The sequence below is a fragment of the Pseudomonas sp. P1_A1 genome (assembly GCF_056406935.1).
The window spans coordinates 129123-146326 of the sequence record NZ_JBFTZE010000010.1; the positions used below are offsets into that span (position 1 = coordinate 129123).

The following is a 17204-nucleotide window of genomic DNA, read 5'->3' on the forward strand; positions in this document are numbered from 1 at the left end:
TGGTGTCTGGCAGCAGGGGGTTACAGGTGTACAATGCGCCGCGTTTTAACTGTGACCCTCTGCGCAACAGCGCAAACCTCAAGGCTATCCGCCTTGTTCACTCCGCCGCGTCACGAGCGTGTCGGGTTCGATTTCGTCACAGATAAAAACAAACAGGTGACGCATGACTGTCGTAAAAACGCTGAACTCCTGGTGCCTGCGCTGGGGTTTGATCGGCGCTGCTTGAAATCGCAACCGAGCAGCAACGTCTACTGAACATCATCAAACCTTGCGTGAGACCCTTTTCATGAGTGGACAAAACTCGCATTCAGGTACGCTTAAACGCGGCCTGAAAAATCGCCATATTCAACTGATCGCCCTCGGTGGCGCGATCGGTACCGGGTTGTTCCTCGGCTCGGCCGGCGTGCTCAAATCCGCCGGCCCGTCGATGATTCTCGGCTACGCCATTTGCGGCTTCATCGCCTTCATGATCATGCGCCAATTGGGCGAAATGATCGTCGAAGAGCCGGTGGCCGGTTCCTTCAGCCACTTCGCGCACAAATACTGGGGCGGTTTTGCCGGTTTCCTGTCGGGCTGGAACTGCTGGATTCTGTACATCCTGGTGGGCATGTCGGAGCTGACCGCGGTCGGCAAATACATCCACTACTGGGCGCCGGATATCCCGACCTGGGTCTCCGCCGCTGCGTTCTTCGTGCTGATCAACGCGATCAACCTGGCCAACGTCAAAGTCTTCGGTGAGGCCGAGTTCTGGTTCGCGATCATCAAGGTCGTGGCGATCGTCGGTATGATTGCCCTGGGCAGCTATTTGCTGGTCAGCGGTAACGGCGGCCCGCAAGCCTCGGTAACCAACCTGTGGTCCCACGGTGGCTTCTTCCCGAACGGTGTCAGCGGTCTGGTGATGGCCATGGCGATCATCATGTTCTCCTTCGGTGGCCTGGAAATGCTCGGTTTCACCGCCGCTGAAGCCGACAAACCGAAAACCGTGATCCCGAAAGCCATCAACCAGGTGATCTACCGGATCCTGATTTTCTACATCGGTGCGCTGGTGGTCCTGTTGTCGCTGACCCCTTGGGACAGCCTGCTGACGACACTGAATGCGTCTGGCGATGCCTATAGCGGCAGCCCGTTCGTGCAGGTGTTCTCGATGCTCGGCAGCAACACCGCCGCGCATATCCTCAACTTCGTGGTCCTGACCGCGGCGCTGTCGGTGTACAACAGCGGTACTTACTGCAACAGCCGCATGCTGCTGGGTATGGCCGAGCAGGGCGATGCGCCGAAAGCCTTGTCGAAGATCGACAAGCGTGGCGTGCCGGTACGTTCGATCCTGGCGTCGGCCGCTGTGACGTTGATCGCGGTGTTGCTGAACTACCTGATCCCGCAAAACGCGCTGGAACTGTTGATGTCGTTGGTGGTTGCGACCCTGGTGATCAACTGGGCGATGATCAGCTTCTCGCACTTCAAGTTCCGCCAGCACATGAACAAGACCCGGCAGACGCCGTTGTTCAAGGCCCTGTGGTACCCGTACGGCAACTACATCTGCCTGGCGTTCGTGGTGTTCATCCTCGGCGTGATGCTGCTGATCCCGGGCATCCAGGTCTCGGTGTATGCGATTCCGGTGTGGGTTGCGTTCATGTGGATCTGCTACGGCATCAAGAACAAGCGCAGCGCCCAACAGGCGTTGCAGGTTGCTGTGAAATAACGCAACGCGCAGAAACAACAAACCCGGCCATGTGCCGGGTTTGTCGTTTCTGCATCATGCGTTACGTAGGAGCTGCCGAAGGCTGCGATCTTTTGACTTTGCTTTTCAAAGGCAAGATCAAAAGATCGCAGCCTTCGGCAGCTCCTACAGGAGTCAGCCCATCATTCGCGGTATCCTGACCACCCTGAACCCGGACGCTTTTCCATGCTGGTGATTTCCAACAACGTGCATCTGCCGGATGCCGAGATCGAGTTGACGGCCATTCGCGCCCAGGGCGCCGGTGGGCAGAACGTCAACAAGGTCTCCAGTGCGGTGCACCTGCGCTTCGACATTCCGGCCTCGTCCCTGCCCGAGTTTTACAAGGAACGGCTGCTGGCGTTGCGTGACAGTCGCATCACCAGCGAAGGGGTGTTGATCATCAAGGCCCAGCAATACCGCACGCAGGAGCAGAACCGCGCCGATGCGCTGGAGCGTCTGACCGAGTTGATCCTCAGCGCTACCAAAGTGGAAAAGAAACGCCGCCCGACCAAGCCGACTCTGGGTTCGAAAAAGCGTCGGCTCGAATCCAAGACCAAACGCGGCAGCATCAAGGCTGGGCGCGGAAAGGTCGACTTTTAATGCGCTTCTCTTTCTTCCCGGTGCCTTTCATTAAGGTGCTTTGGCGCCTGCCGGTACAAGTAAACGCTCAACATCAATCCGCTCAAAGCGGCGAGGGCGGCGAACAGGAAGATCGAGGCAAACCCGAATCCTGCAGCAATCGCACCCGCCAGCGGTCCGGTAATCCCCAGTGACAAATCGATGAACAGCGAATAGGCCCCAACTGCTGCGCCACGGCTGGAGGCCGGCACCAGATTGACCGCTTCCACGCCCAAGGCCGGGAACACCAGCGAAAAGCCGAAACCGCTCAGCGCCGCACCGGCCAGTGCCCAATGAGCATCTGGCGCCAGCCACAGCAGCAACAGCCCGAGGGTTTCCACCGAGAGGCAGGCAATCGCCACGCGAAAGCCGCCGAGGCGGTTGATCAGGTTGCCGAACAGTAGTCGCGCGCCAATGAAACTGGCACCGAACAAACTCAGGGACAGCACCGCGTTGGACCAATGCTGAGTGGCGTAATACAGGGTGATGAAGGTCGCGATGGTGCCAAAGCCGATGGAACCCAGTGCCAGGCCGCAGCCATGAGGGAACACCCGTCCCAGCACATGCATGAACGGCAAACGCTCACCGGCGACAATCGGCGCCGCGGTTTTCGGCCAGGCCAGCGCCACGCCCAGCACGGCCAGCAGCATGATGCTCACGCCCATGCTCCACAAACCCAATTGACTCACCAGCAGCACCCCCAGTGGTGCGCCGACCGCCAACGCGCCGTAACTGGCAATGCCGTTCCAGGAGATGACCTTGGCGGTGTTCGCCGCGCCGACCCGGCCGATGCCCCAGCCGATCGACCCGGAGCCGACCAGGCTTTCCGCGCTGCCGAGTATCAGGCGGCCAATCAACAGGCTGATCAAACTCAGTATCGGCAGGCTTTGCGTCCAGGCCGAAATCAGCATGAACACACCGCTCAAACCACAACCGGCGAGGCCATACATCACCGCCAGTTTGCTGCCCTTGTTATCGATGATGCGCCCGGCGTAAGGGCGGCTGAGGAGGGTGGCCAGGTATTGCACGCTGATCACCAGCCCGGCGATCACCGCGCCGAAGCCGAGGTCGCTGTGGACGTAGCCCGGCAATACGGCCAGGGGAATACCGATATTGAGGTAACCGATGAAAGTGAACAGGACGATGGAAACGACTTGCAGCGTGACCGCCAGGGGGCGCTGGGTTTCTGACATGGGTAAAAGGTCCACGGGGCAGCAGGATAGATAGGCTGCTTATGATAGCGGCGTGGACGGTCGCGGGGCGTGAAAAAGTAAAACTAATTGCCGAACGGGATGAGTCAGGATTTTGCGGGGGGCGACCAGTTGCGTCGTGACCAGGGCGGCCAGGGCATTTTCTTCGCTGCCGAAGCGGGCCAGCAGGGCGGCTTGTTTCTCGGGGGAAAGGCGATTCCAGATGTCGATCATCTTCTCGGCGGTGCCGATCAGGACGCTGGCCTGGGCTTCAGTGAAATCATCGCTCATGGTGCGGGCTCGCGGTTCAGGCAGTGTGGAAAGCGCATGTTAGCGCTTTCCACACGGTCTGGCATTGCAGGTGTATCAGTCTTCTCTGTCGGCCTGGCGGCGTTCAGGTGCTTCTTTCGGCTCGGGCTGTTGGGCGCCGGCTTGTTGCGTGGTTGTCTGCTCAGTTTCGTGCAGGCTTGGGAAGGGGAGATTAGGGATCTCGTGCATGTTTCGCGCTCCTCGCTAAGTCTGTTGATAGATCTGGTAGATCCGCGCTTTTAAAAAAGCCTGGGCAGGATACAGCAGGAAAAATGACAAATAGACTTTATATCCGCATGTTGCGACGGATGGAATTGTCTAGACAGGTCAATGGGATAGGCTCAATTGATCGTTCCCACGCTCTGCGTGGGAGCGTGGGAGCGTGGGAACGATCAGTGGGAGGGGGTTACTTGCAAACGTCAGCGATGGCCTCGGCCAGCAGGTCCAGGCGTGTCGCATCGATCCCCGCCACGTTCGCCCGGCCCGAGCTGACCATGTACACACTGTGATGTTCGCGCAGTTGCTTGACCTGCTCCGGCGACAAACCGGTGTAGGAAAACATCCCGCGTTGCACGCCAATGTGCGCAAACCGCTCGCGCAACCCGTGGGGTTCGAGCGCTTCGACCAGACCGTTGCGCAGCTGGGCGATGCGCAAACGCATGGCTTCCACTTCGTCGGCCCAGCGGCTTTTCAACTCTGGATCGCCAAGGATGGTCGCGACTACGGCAGCGCCGTGATCCGGCGGTGTCGACCACAGGTTGCGGGCGATGTTGGCCAGTTGGCTGCGGATGTCCACCAGCTTGTCGGCGGTTTGCGCGCAGACAATCAGCGCACCGATGCGGTCGCGGTACAGGCCGAAGTTCTTCGAGCAGGAACTGGTGATCAGCACTTCCGGCAACTCGGCGGCGAACAGCCGGGTCGACCAGGCATCTTGCTCCAGGCCATCGCCGAATCCCTGATAGGCGAAGTCGATCAGAGGCAGCAAGTCGCGACTGCGCACCACATCCAGCACCCGGCGCCAATCGTCATGGGACAGGTCGAAACCGGTCGGGTTGTGGCAGCAGGCGTGCAGCAGCACCACATCGCCCTTCGGTGCTTGATTGAGCACCGCCAGCATCGCTTCGACATCGAGGCGGTTATCGCTGCCCACGTACGGGTAGTGACTGACCTTGACCCCGGCCGTCGCGAAAATCGTTTCGTGGATCGGCCAGGTCGGGCTGCTCAGCCACACGCCACGGCCCGGCAGGCATTGGGCGATGAAGTCGGCGCTCAAGCGCAGCGCGCCGGTGCCGCCCGGCGTTTGGGTGGCGCCGGCCCGTTGCTCGGCGATCAGCGCCGAATCGGCGCCCAGCACCAACTCGTTGATGACCTTGCCGAACGCCGCATCGCCGTGGCCGCCGATGTAAGTCTTGGTGGCCTGGCGATCCACCAGGCGCTGCTCGGCAAGCTTCACCGCTTCAAGGATTGGCGTCAGGCCCTGGGCGTCTTTGTAGACACCCACGCCAAGGTCGAACTTGCGCGGGTTAGGGTCCTGCGCATAGGCCTCCATCAGGCCGAGAATCGGGTCGCCGGGTACTCGGCCGATGGCGTCGAAGTGCATTATTTGCGGCCCTCGGCGTCTTTGGCCACTTCGTCAGTGCGCGCGGCCATGATGAAGTCGTTGCGGTGCAGGCCCTTGATGGAGTGGCTCCACCAGGTCACGGTGACTTTGCCCCACTCGGTTAGCAGGCCCGGGTGGTGACCTTCGGCCTCGGAGATTTCACCGACGGCGTTGGTGAACGCCAGCGCGTGCTTGAAGTTCTTGAACAGGAAAACTTTTTCCAACTGCATCACACCGTCGCGCACTTCGATGTTCCAGTCAGGGATCTGTTTGATCAGGATCGGCAGTTCTTCGTCGCTGACCTGAGGGGCATCGGCGCGGCAGGCTTCGCAATGGGCTTGGTTCAATGTGGACATGATGAGTTCCTGAAATCTGATTATTGGAATTCGACCGTCAGTACCGCCACGCTAAACCAAAGCGTCGGATCCTGACAGGCTCACTTGATTCTAAAAGCTGCGGATCAAGCGGCTTTTGGCGGAAATTTCGGTGCGTGCAACCCAAGCTGCATGCCTTGTTTGACCATGCCCATGATGTCTTCGTGGGCCAGATCGAACAGGCGCTTGAGGTTCGGCAGGACAAAGTACAGCGGTTGCAGAATGTCGATGCGATACGGCGTACGCATGCATTCCAGCGGGTCGAAGGCCTGATGTTCAGGTGCGTCCGACAGGGCGTAAACAGTTTCTTTCGGCGAGGACAGAATGCCGCCGCCATAGATGCGCAGGCCTTGCGGCGTGTCGACCAGGCCGAACTCGATGGTCATCCAGTACAGGCGCGCCAGGTACACGCGTTCTTCCTTGGAAGCCTGTAGGCCGAGTTTGCCGTAGGTGTGGGTGAATTCGGCGAACCAGGGGTTGGTCAGCAACGGGCAGTGGCCGAAGATCTCGTGGAAAATGTCCGGCTCTTGCAGGTAATCCAGTTCTTCGCGGGTACGAATAAAGGTCGCTACCGGAAACTGCTTGTTCGCCAGCAATTCGAAAAAGGTCTGGAAGGGAATCAGCGCGGGCACTCGGGCAACTTGCCAGCCGGTGGTTTCACCGAGGACTTTGTTGATTTCACCGAGTTGCGGAATGCGGTCGTGGGGCAGACCGAGTTTTTCAATGCCGTCCAGGTATTCCTGGCATGCACGACCCTCGACCACTTTCAGTTGGCGAGTGATCAGCGTATTCCACACCGCGTGTTCTTCAGCGGGGTAGTCGATAAAACCTTGCGCATCGGGCTCGCGAGCCACGTATTGCGTCTGCTTCATACTGCTCTCCTGCTAGGGGATACGTTCTTGTTTTATGTCCTGCTCTGGAATTAGAGATACGCCAAGGTGTGCGACTTTGCAGCAGGTGATCCGCGGCTTATGTAGGAAAAGCCCAAGCTTTTTGTAAAGTATTCGTTACGGTTTTGCTGCTGTAGCGTAAGTATTGATATTTCCGTGTTTGAAATGGATCACGGGTGTCACATAATCTTGACGACTAACTTGGCGTTCGCGCAGAAATTTCCTTGCGTCGGGCCTCGATCACCCCTGTTACGAGCCTTTATATGCGTATCAAAGTCCACTGCCAGAACCGCATCGGTATCCTGCGCGACATTCTCAACCTGCTGGTCGAGTACGGGATCAACGTCGCTCGCGGCGAGGTGGGCGGTGAGCATGGCAATGCGATCTATCTGCATTGCCCGAACCTGATCAACATTCAGTTCCAGGCGTTGCGGCCGAAGTTCGAGGCGATTGGCGGGGTATTCGGCGTCAAGCGTGTAGGGCTGATGCCCAGCGAGCGTCGGCATATGGAGCTCAATGCCTTGCTCGGTGCCCTGGAGTTTCCGGTGCTGTCGATCGACATGGGCGGCTCCATCGTCGCGGCCAACCGTGCGGCGGCGCAGTTGCTCGGGGTGCGGGTGGATGAGGTGCCGGGGATTCCGTTGTCGCGGTATGCCGAAGACTTCGACTTGCCGGAACTGGTGCGCGCCAACAAGTCGCGGATCAACGGCTTGCGGGTCAAGGTCAAGGGCGACGTGTTTCTCGCCGACATCGCGCCGCTGCAATCGGAGCATGACGAAAGCGAGGCCATGGCCGGTGCGGTGTTGACGCTGCACCGGGCGGACCGGGTGGGCGAGCGCATCTATAACGTGCGTAAACAGGAGTTGCGCGGCTTCGACAGCATTTTCCAAAGCTCGAAAGTGATGGCGGCGGTGGTTCGCGAAGCGCGGCGCATGGCACCGCTGGATGCGCCGCTATTGATCGAAGGCGAAACCGGCACCGGCAAAGAGTTGCTGGCGCGGGCCTGTCACCTGGCGAGCCCGCGTGGGCAATCACCGCTGATGGCGCTCAACTGCGCCGGCCTGCCAGAGTCCATGGCCGAGACTGAATTGTTTGGCTACGGCCCCGGCGCCTTCGAAGGGGCGCGGGCCGAAGGCAAGCTTGGGCTTCTGGAACTGACGGCGGGCGGTACGTTGTTTCTCGATGGCGTCGGCGAAATGAGCCCGCGCTTGCAGGTGAAATTGCTGCGCTTTCTGCAGGACGGTTGCTTCCGTCGTGTCGGCAGCGATGAAGAGGTCTATCTGGATGTGCGGGTGATCTGCGCGACTCAGGTGGACTTGTCCGAGCTGTGTGCTCGCGGTGAATTTCGCCAGGATTTGTACCACCGCTTGAACGTGCTCTCGCTACACATCCCGCCACTACGCGAATGCCTCGACGGCCTGGCGCCGCTGGTGGAGCACTTCCTCGATCAGGCCAGTCGACAGATCGGTTGCCCGCTGCCGAAACTGGCGCCGGCGGCGATGGAACGGCTCAGTCACTATCACTGGCCGGGTAACGTGCGGCAGTTGGAAAACGTTTTGTTTCAGGCGGTTTCCCTGTGCGAGGGCGGCACGGTCAAAGCCGAGCACATTCGTCTGCCGGACTACGGCGTGCGTCAGCCGCTTGGCGATTTCTCCCTCGAGGGCGGGCTGGACGAGATTGTCGGGCGCTTCGAGAAAGCGGTGTTGGAGCGCTTGTATTCCGAGTATCCGAGCAGTCGGCAACTGGGCAAGCGGTTGGGGGTTTCCCATACCACCATTGCCAATAAGTTGCGGGAGTATGAGGTCGGCAAAGAGCCGGGTGTTTAAACCTGTGACTGATCGTTCCCACGCGGAGCGTGGGAACGATCAGAGATCTTTTGCTTTGTTGCCGCGAAGCGGCATAACACCGCCGGTTTTTCGTCTTCGATACATTCCCCCAATCCCCTCTAAACCCCTCAAGTCCTTTGTTTGCCGGGCCCGGCGCCGCCAGAAAAAAGTTGGTCTGCAAATTGCTTATGGCTCAGCAGTACAGCGGTGGGCGGCAAACGTCCGGCATGCAGAGGAAAGAGTGTGGACAAGTACCTTTATGTGGCAATGACCGGCGCCAGCCAGAATGCACTGGCGCAGAAGGCTCATGCCAACAACCTGGCGAACATCTCTACCAATGGTTTTCAGAAGGACCTGGAGCAGGCCCGTTCGATGCCGGTGTTTGGTGACAGCTTTCCGGCGCGTGCGTTTGCCATGAGCGAACGTCCGGCCACCGACTTCTCCCCGGGCGCGCTGGTGGAAACCGGTCGTGACCTCGATGTCGCGGTGCAAGGCAACGGCTGGATCGCCGTGCAGAACCCCGATGGCGGTGAGAGCTACGTGCGCACCGGCAGCCTCAACGTTGACGCCCTGGGCGTGTTGCGCGCCGGTAACGGCATGCCGGTGATGGGTAATGGCGGGCCGATTGCCGTGCCGCCCGAGCAGCAGATCGAAGTCGGCGAAGACGGCACCGTCAGCATCCGCGCGATGGGCGAAGGCCCGCGGGTGATGGCCGAAGTCGACCGCATCAAACTGGTCAACCCGGACTTCAAGAACATGACCAAAGGCCTGGACGGTTCGATCCACACCAAGGACGGCAAGCCGGCGCAAGCCGATGCCGGCGTCAAACTGGTGTCCGGGTTCCTCGAGTCGAGCAACGTCAATGCCGTGGAAGAAATGACTTCGGTACTGGCGCTGGCCAAGCAGTTCGAGCTGCACATCAAGATGATGAACACCGCCAAAGACGATGACCAGGCCATGGCTCGGGTCTTGCAGATCAGCTAATTATCAGAACGTCGCGCCGTAAAACAGGCGCACGAGGAGAATCGAATGCTTCCGGCTCTATGGGTTGCCAAAACAGGTCTGTCCGCCCAGGACACCAACCTCACCACCATTTCCAACAACCTGGCGAACGTATCGACCACGGGTTTCAAACGTGACCGCGCCGAGTTCCAGGACTTGCTGTATCAGATCAAACGCCAGCCAGGCGCCCAGTCGACCCAGGACAGCGAACTGCCGTCGGGTCTGCAAGTGGGTACCGGTGTGCGCATCGTCGGCACCCAGAAAAACTTCACCGCCGGCAGCCTGCAAACCACCGAGCAGCCATTGGACATGGCCATCGACGGTCGCGGTTTCTTCCAGATCCTGCAGCCCGATGGCACCACGTCCTACACCCGTGACGGTACCTTCCACCTGGATTCCAACGGCCAGATCGTCAACGCCAGCGGCTTCGCCCTGGAGCCGGCCATTGTCATTCCGAACAACGCCCAGACGTTCACCGTTGGCCGTGACGGCACCGTGTCCATCACTGTTGCCGGCAGCCCGGCCGCCCAAGTGATCGGCAACCTGCAAACCGCCGACTTCATCAACCCGGCCGGTCTGCAAGCGGTGGGTAACAACCTGTTCCTGGAAACCGCTGCCAGTGGCGCGCCGCAAGTCGGCACCCCGGGCCTGGCCGGTTTCGGCACCACGCTGCAGAACACCCTGGAAACATCCAACGTCAGCACCGTTGAAGAGATGGTCAACATGATCACCACTCAGCGCGCCTACGAGATGAACTCCAAGGTGATCTCCACCGCCGACCAGATGCTCTCGTTCGTAACGCAGAATCTGTAATCAAGTCTATGAGGCGGCCATGAGGTCGCCTGCAACACCGTGAGGTAGGGTCATGAATCGCTTTGTATCTGTTCTGGCACTGAGTGGGGTCGCCGCGCTGGCGGGGTGCGTCGGTCCGACGCCAAAGCCCAATGACCCTTACTACGCCCCGGTGTTGCCGCGCACGCCGCTGCCGGCTGCCGCCAATAACGGCTCGATCTACCAGGCCGGTTTCGAACAGAACCTGTACAGCGACCGCAAGGCGTTCCGGGTGGGTGACATCATCACCATCACCCTGAACGAGCGCACTCAGGCGAGCAAGAACGCCAACTCGCAGATCGACAAGACCAGCGACACCAGTGTCGGTCTGACCTCGCTGTTCGGCTCCAGCCTGACCACCAACAACCCGATCGGTGGCAACGACTTGAGCCTGAACGCCGGCTACAAAGCTGATCGTGCAAGCAAGGGCGACAGCAAGACCGGCCAGAGCAACAGCCTGACCGGTTCGATCACTGTGACCGTTGCCGACGTGTTGCCCAACGGCATCATCGCTGTGCGCGGCGAGAAGTGGCTGACCCTCAACACCGGTGACGAGCTGGTGCGGATTGCCGGCCTCGTTCGTGCCGATGACATCGCCACCGATAACACCGTGTCGTCGACCCGCGTCGCCGATGCGCGCATCACCTATTCGGGCACCGGTGCATTTGCCGATGCGAGTCAGCCAGGCTGGTTCGACCGTTTCTTCCTCAGCCCGCTGTTCCCTTTCTAGGTGGCTTTTCTGGTGAGCATGTTGAACTTCAAACACCTGATGGTGGGCGCCCTGTTGCTGTCCGTAGCCTTCGACGTTCAAGCCGAGCGGCTGAAGGACATCGCCAGTATTTCCGGCGTGCGTTCCAACCAATTGATCGGCTATGGCCTGGTGGTCGGGCTTAACGGTACCGGTGACCAGACGACCCAGACCCCGTTCACCCTGCAGACCTTCAACAACATGCTCTCGCAGTTCGGCATCAAGGTGCCGGCAGGTTCCGGCAACGTGCAATTGAAGAACGTTGCGGCCGTGTCGATCAGCGCCGATTTGCCAGCGTTCGCCAAGCCGGGTCAGCAGATAGATATCACCGTAGCGTCCATCGGTAACTCCAAGAGCCTGCGCGGCGGCACCTTGCTGTTGACGCCGCTCAAAGGTATCGACGGCAATGTCTACGCCGTGGCTCAGGGTAACCTGGTGGTCGGTGGTTTCGATGCCGAAGGTCGTGACGGTTCGAAGATCACCGTCAACGTTCCGTCAGCCGGTCGCATCCCCGGCGGTGCGTCGGTCGAGCGTGCAGTGCCGAGCGGTTTCAATCAGGGCAACAGCCTGACCCTGAACCTCAACCGTTCGGACTTCACCACGGCCAAGCGCATCGTCGACAAGATCAACGACATGCTTGGCCCTGGCGTCGCCCAGGCCATCGATGGCGGCTCGATCCGCGTGACCGCGCCACTCGATCCGAGCCAGCGTGTCGACTATTTGTCGATCCTCGAAAACCTCGAAGTCGACCCGGGCCAGGCGGTGGCGAAAGTCATCATCAACTCGCGCACCGGCACCATCGTGATCGGCCAGAACGTCAAGGTTTCCCCGGCCGCCGTGACCCACGGCAGCCTGACCGTGACCATCACCGAAGACCCGATCGTCAGCCAGCCCGGCCCTCTGTCCAACGGGCAGACGGCGGTCGTGCCGCGTTCACGGGTCAACGCTCAGCAAGAAGCCAAGCCGATGTTCAAGTTCGGTCCGGGCACCACCCTCGACGAGATCGTTCGTGCGGTGAACCAGGTCGGCGCGGCACCGGGTGACTTGATGGCGATCCTCGAAGCGTTGAAACAGGCCGGCGCGTTGCAAGCCGACCTGATCGTGATCTGAGGGCGGCGATCATGGATATGCGCAAAAGCGGTCTGGTCAGCAGCAGCGATTCGGGGTCCTACTCGGACCTGAATCGTTTGAATCAGCTCAAGGTCGGCGACAAGAACAGCGATGCGAACATGCGCAAAGTGGCGCAGGAATTCGAGTCGCTGTTCCTCGGCGAAATGCTCAAGTCCATGCGCTCGGCCACCGAAGCGCTGGGCAAGGATAATCCGCTCAACACGCCGGCAGCCAAGCAATACCAGGAAATGTACGACCAGCAGTTGGCCGTTTCCCTGTCCCGCGAAGGTGGCGGTATTGGTCTGGCTGATGTGCTGATGCGCCAGATGTCGAAGAACAAGCCGTTGGCGCCGGGTGAGGCCGCCGCAGCGTCTGCCGCCAAGCAAGCCGCCGCGAAGGCCGCCGTGGAAACACCGATTGCCGCCGGTACGGTCGCCACCAATGGGCCGCTGTCGCGCCTCAACGGCGAGCGCCCGTTGTGGGCTTCACGCGCGGTGAGGGCGCCGGCAGGGGCGGGCGAAGGCGCACACCGCAACGACATGGCGCTGATCAATCAGCGGCGTCTGGCGCTGCCACCGAAACTGGCCGACCGTTTGCTCGCAGGGCTGGTGCCGTCAGCATCGACCACGGCGACAACCGCCACCGCAACGCAGAACAAAATCCAGGTGCCGCCGAGCACCACGACCGGTTCCGGCCCGCTGTACAACGGCGATTGGCTGGCTTCGCAAACGGATACGACCTCCAGCGGGCGCCTGCAGATTTATGGTCGTGCCATGGCTCAAATCCCCCTGGCGCCGGCGAAGAAAGCCTTCAGTTCCGCCGACGAATTCGTCAACACCATGCTGCCAATGGCCAAAGAAGCCGCCGACCGTATCGGTGTCGATCCGCGTTACCTGGTGGCACAGGCCGCCCTGGAAACCGGTTGGGGCAAATCCGTCATGCGTGCCCAGGATGGTAGCAGTAGCCACAACCTGTTCGGGATCAAGGCCAGTGGTAACTGGAAGGGCGATTCGGCGCGGGCGATCACCAGCGAATTCAGAAATGGCCAGATGGTCAAGGAGACGGCCGAGTTCCGTTCCTACGCCTCGTACAAGGACAGTTTCCATGACCTTGTGACGCTGCTGCAAAGCAACAATCGCTATCAAGATGTGCTGAAGTCGGCCGATAACCCAGAACAGTTTGTACGCGAGTTGCAAAAAGCCGGGTATGCAACCGACCCGGATTACGCAAGCAAGATTTCGCAGATAGCCAAGCAGATGACGAGTTACCAAAACTACGCTGCAGCGGGCGCTTCCACTACGCCTTTATAGGCACAAGGCATAAGGTTTGAATCATGAGTTTGCTCAACATCGGGATGTCGGGTTTATCCGCTGGCCAAAGCGCGTTGATGGTGACCGGTAACAACATTGCCAACGCCGACACCGCAGGCTACTCGCGTCAGCAAACCGTGCAGGGCAGCAAGGCCTCGAATCAGTTCGGCAATGTCTACATCGGCACCGGTACGACCCTGGCCGATGTGCGTCGGGTGTACAACAGCTACCTCGATGCGCAACTGCAAACCACCACCTCGCTCAACAGCGACTCGGCTGCCTACGCCGGGCAGATCAGCCCGCTCGATGCCTTGCTGTCGGACAGCGGCACCGGCCTCAATGGCGCCCTGACCAAGTTCTTTGCCTCGGTACAGAACGTCAACGCCAAACCGGGCGACGATGCTTCCCGCCAACTGCTGCTCAGCGATGCGCAAGCCCTGAGCAACCGGTTCAACTCGATCTCCAGCCAGTTGACCACGCAGAACGCGAACATCAACGGCAATCTGGAGAACATGGCCGATCAGGTCAACAAACTGGCGACCACCGTGGCCCAGTTGAACCAGAAGATCTCCGAAGTTTCCAACGCCGGCGGCCAGCCCAACGACTTGCTCGACGCGCGCAACGAGACCGTGCGCCAGTTGTCCACCTTCACCGGGGCGCAAGTGCTCGAGCGTGACGGTAATCTCGATATTTACCTGGGCAGCGGTCAGCCGCTGGTCATGGGCAGCACCGCCAGCAAGCTGGAAGTGGTGCCGAGCAAAGACGACCCGTCGCGTTCGGCCATTCAGCTCAATCGCGGTTCGAGCACCATCGACATCACCTCGGTGATGACCGGTGGCGAAATGGGCGGCTTGCTGCGTTATCGCAGCACCGTGCTGGACCCGGCCATGAACGAGCTGGGGCGTGTGGCGCTGGTCGTCGCCGATCAGATGAACACCGTCCAGGCCCAGGGCATCGACAAGAACGGTGACTTCGGTTCGAACCTGTTCAACAGCATCAACACTGCCGCGCAAATGGCTCAGCGCAGCGTTGCCACGGTCGGCAACAGCGCCGGCTCAGGCAACTTCGATGTGAGCATCGAGGACAGCGGCAAGCTGACCATCAACGATTACAAGGTCACCTTCACCAGCGCCACCAACTACACCGTGCAGCGTCTGCCTGAAGGCACCGCCATGGGCGCGTTCAGCACGCTGACCACGCCACCGCCGGTGATCGATGGTTTCTCCATGACACTTTCCGGTGGCACCGCAGCCGCCGGCGACACGTTCAAGATCACCCCGACCCGCAACGCGGCGACCAACATCAAGACCGAGATGACCGACTCCAAACGTCTGGCCATCGCGGCACCATTGGGCGCGGCCATTGCCGCGGGCGGCAGCGGCACACTGACGATTCCGGCCAGCGGTCAGCCGACCCTGACCACCAAGTTCGACGTCTACGACACAGCGACCACTACCACGATCCAGAACGGCCTGAAGACTTCGACGCCGGTCAAAATCGTATTTGGTGCGACCGGTGGTACGACTCAGACCTACCAAATGCTCGATGCCCAAGGCAACTCGCTCAGCAGCGGCACCATCGTGCCGGGCCAGAACAATACGCTGAGCCTGACCATTCCACTGGTCGACGCCACCGGTGCCGCGATCAATGATCCGGGACCGCCGATCGTGCAGCGCACTGTGTCGTTTGACATGACCGTGGCCGGCTCGCCTGGCAACGGTACCGCGATCAACGTTTCGCTCAGCCAGCCGGGTTCGCTGGACAATCGTAACGGCACCACACTGGCCGCCTTGCAGACCAAACAGACCGTGGACACCGGTTCGGCCAGTAACGGTATTTCCCTGAACGACGCCTACGGCAAACTGGTCGAAGGCGTCGGCGCCAAGGCTGCGCAAGGCAAGCTCGACAGTGCTGCCACTGAAGCAATTCTGGCCAACGCCAAGGGCGCTCGCGACTCGTTGTCCGGTGTCGACCTCGATGAGGAAACCGGCAACCTGGTCAAGTATCAGCAGTACTACACCGCGTCTTCGCAGATCATCAAGGCTGCGCAGGAAATCTTCAGCACACTGATCAACAGTCTTTAAGGAGTCGTAGCCCATGCGCATTTCTACCGCCCAGTTTTACGAGTCCTCTGCTGCCAACTATCAGAAGAACTTTTCCAACGTGGTCAAGAGCAGCGAAGAGGCCAGCAGCCTGGTTCGCGTGAATACCGCGGCGGATGATCCGGTCGGCGCTTCGCGTCTGCTGCAATTGGGTCAGCAGGCTTCGATGCTTGATCAGTACGAGGCCAACACCACCACTATCAAGGCCACCCTGGGGGCCACCGAAGCGGTGATGACCAGTATCGGCAACGTATTGCAGCGCGCCAAGGAATTGGCTGTCAGCTCCGGTAACGCCGGTTTCACGGATGCCGACCGTCAGGCCAATGCCTCGGAGCTGGGGCAGATCGAAGAGCAATTGCTGAGCCTGATGAACAGCCAGGACGAGAACGGCAAGTACATCTTCGCCGGCTCCAAGGGTGATACCGTGCCGTTCACACGCAACAACGACGGCACCTACAGCTACAACGGTGACCAGGTGACGCTTGACCTGGCGGTCGGCGACACCATGTCGATGGCCACCAACAGCACCGGTTGGGATGCGTTCCAGCAGGCGATCAACACCAGCCGCAGCCAGGTCACCATGACCGCACCGGCGGTGGATGACGGTCGCGTGACCCTGTCCAATGGCCAGGTGTCGTCGGGCGTTACCTACAACAGCAAGTTCCGCAGTGGCGAGCCGTATACCGTGGACTTCGTCAGCGGTACGCAGTTGAAGATCACTGACTCGGTCGGTAACGACGTGACTGCCGAAGCGAGCCAGGGTGGTGCATTCGATCCTGCCAGCAAGACCGGCCAGGCCGTCAGTTTCCGCGGGGTCGAGCTGACCCTGAATATCAATCTGAGCACCGGTGATACGGCGGCAACCGTGCTGCCCGGCCACACCTTTACCCTGGCGGCCAAACCAGACACCTTCACCGCAACCGCTAGCCCGAGCAACCCTTCGACGGCGCAGGTCACCGCCAGCAGCATCACCAATCCGGTGAATTACCACGCCAGTTTTCCTGGCGGTTCGGCGATCCTGAAGTTCACCAGTGCCACCGCCTTCGAACTGTACGCAGCGCCTTTGACGGCCAGCAGCAGGCCGGTGTCCACCGGGACCATGGCCGGCAGCGTCGCCACCGCATCGGGTGTGAGCTTTACTCTGAGCGGTGCGCCGGCTGCCAACGATCAGTTCAGCATTGCGGTCAATACTCACGAAACCCAGAACATTCTGGACACCGTGAGCCAGTTGAAAACCGCGCTGAATACGCCGACCAATGGCAACCCGATCGCCACTCAGAAACTGCAAGCGGCACTGGCTTCGGGTAATGCCAACCTGGCCAGCGGCATCGATCAGTTGTCCAGTGCCTTGAGTTCGGTAGGCGGTCGTGGCCAGGCTCTGGAAACCCAGAGCGATACCAACCAGAGCCTGAAACTGGCCAATTCCCAGACCCAATCCTCGATCCGCGATTCCGATCCGGCGGAGGTGATGACCCGTCTGACCTTGCAACAGACCATGTTGCAGGCCTCGCAACTGGCCTTCAGCAAAATTGCTCAGTTGGGCCTGTTCAACAAGGTCTGAGCCGGCGTCCGCCGAG

General features: G+C 60.3%; 16 protein-coding genes. 10 read left to right on the top strand and 6 right to left on the bottom strand.

The features are described from left to right. Positions 1–286: 286 nt before the first annotated feature. A complete protein-coding gene (locus AC1D2Q_RS16790) occupies positions 287–1699 on the top strand; it encodes an amino acid permease (protein ID WP_477813907.1) in 1413 nt (470 codons plus the stop codon). A gap of 204 nt (positions 1700–1903) precedes the next feature. Next, a complete protein-coding gene (gene arfB / locus AC1D2Q_RS16795) occupies positions 1904–2317 on the top strand; it encodes an alternative ribosome rescue aminoacyl-tRNA hydrolase ArfB (RefSeq protein ID WP_007938537.1) in 414 nt (137 codons plus the stop codon). Here the strand turns inward: arfB and AC1D2Q_RS16800 are convergent. The 6 genes from AC1D2Q_RS16800 to phhA form a co-directional block, all read right to left on the bottom strand. After that, a complete protein-coding gene (locus AC1D2Q_RS16800) occupies positions 2314–3528 on the bottom strand; it encodes an MFS transporter (RefSeq protein WP_477813908.1) in 1215 nt (404 codons plus the stop codon). The genes arfB and AC1D2Q_RS16800 overlap by 4 nt on opposite strands. A gap of 39 nt (positions 3529–3567) precedes the next feature. Then, the gene (locus AC1D2Q_RS16805) at positions 3568–3816 is read right to left on the bottom strand and encodes a hypothetical protein (RefSeq protein WP_477813966.1); all 249 of its coding nucleotides are present in this window, start codon (positions 3814–3816) and stop codon (positions 3568–3570) included. Positions 3817–3891: 75 nt separating this feature from the next. Then, complete coding sequence (locus AC1D2Q_RS16810; RefSeq protein ID WP_007938543.1) at positions 3892–4023, bottom strand: hypothetical protein; 132 nt, start codon at positions 4021–4023, stop codon at positions 3892–3894. 217 nt (positions 4024–4240) lie between these two features. Continuing rightward, complete coding sequence (locus tag AC1D2Q_RS16815) at positions 4241–5434, bottom strand: amino acid aminotransferase (RefSeq protein ID WP_477813909.1); 1194 nt, start codon at positions 5432–5434, stop codon at positions 4241–4243. After that, entirely contained in the window at positions 5434–5790 is a 357-nt protein-coding gene (locus AC1D2Q_RS16820; RefSeq protein WP_018929944.1) for a 4a-hydroxytetrahydrobiopterin dehydratase, read from the bottom strand. The genes AC1D2Q_RS16815 and AC1D2Q_RS16820 overlap by 1 nt, the downstream gene beginning before the upstream one ends. Positions 5791–5894: 104 nt before the next feature. Then, positions 5895–6680 (bottom strand): phenylalanine 4-monooxygenase, encoded by a 786-nt coding sequence (gene phhA / locus AC1D2Q_RS16825; protein WP_018929945.1) that lies wholly within the window; start codon positions 6678–6680, stop codon positions 5895–5897. Positions 6681–6961: 281 nt separating this feature from the next. Between phhA and AC1D2Q_RS16830 the strand changes: the two genes are divergently transcribed. The 8 genes from AC1D2Q_RS16830 to AC1D2Q_RS16865 all read left to right on the top strand — a co-directional run bounded on the left by AC1D2Q_RS16830 (position 6962) and on the right by AC1D2Q_RS16865 (position 17188). Continuing rightward, a complete protein-coding gene (locus tag AC1D2Q_RS16830; protein ID WP_019579542.1) occupies positions 6962–8524 on the top strand; it encodes a sigma-54-dependent phenylalanine hydroxylase transcriptional regulator PhhR in 1563 nt (520 codons plus the stop codon). Between the two features lie 243 nt (positions 8525–8767). Beyond that, positions 8768–9508, top strand: coding sequence for a flagellar basal body rod protein FlgF (locus AC1D2Q_RS16835; RefSeq protein WP_026286705.1), 741 nt, complete (start codon positions 8768–8770; stop codon positions 9506–9508). Positions 9509–9553: 45 nt separating this feature from the next. Further along, the gene (gene flgG / locus AC1D2Q_RS16840; RefSeq protein ID WP_007938559.1) at positions 9554–10339 is read left to right on the top strand and encodes a flagellar basal-body rod protein FlgG; all 786 of its coding nucleotides are present in this window, start codon (positions 9554–9556) and stop codon (positions 10337–10339) included. Positions 10340–10391: 52 nt separating this feature from the next. Then, a complete protein-coding gene (flgH, locus tag AC1D2Q_RS16845; protein WP_007938561.1) occupies positions 10392–11087 on the top strand; it encodes a flagellar basal body L-ring protein FlgH in 696 nt (231 codons plus the stop codon). Between the two features lie 18 nt (positions 11088–11105). Beyond that, positions 11106–12215, top strand: a complete 1110-nt coding sequence (locus AC1D2Q_RS16850; protein WP_477813963.1) for a flagellar basal body P-ring protein FlgI — start codon at positions 11106–11108, stop codon at positions 12213–12215. A gap of 11 nt (positions 12216–12226) precedes the next feature. After that, the gene (flgJ, locus tag AC1D2Q_RS16855; RefSeq protein ID WP_477813910.1) at positions 12227–13525 is read left to right on the top strand and encodes a flagellar assembly peptidoglycan hydrolase FlgJ; all 1299 of its coding nucleotides are present in this window, start codon (positions 12227–12229) and stop codon (positions 13523–13525) included. A gap of 23 nt (positions 13526–13548) precedes the next feature. Next, positions 13549–15609: a flagellar hook-associated protein FlgK gene (flgK, locus tag AC1D2Q_RS16860; RefSeq protein WP_428632657.1), complete on the top strand. Its 2061-nt coding sequence runs from the start codon at positions 13549–13551 to the stop codon at positions 15607–15609. A 13-nt stretch (positions 15610–15622) separates the two neighbouring features. Further along, positions 15623–17188, top strand: a complete 1566-nt coding sequence (locus tag AC1D2Q_RS16865; protein ID WP_428632659.1) for a flagellar hook-associated protein 3 — start codon at positions 15623–15625, stop codon at positions 17186–17188. Positions 17189–17204: the final 16 nt, after the last annotated feature.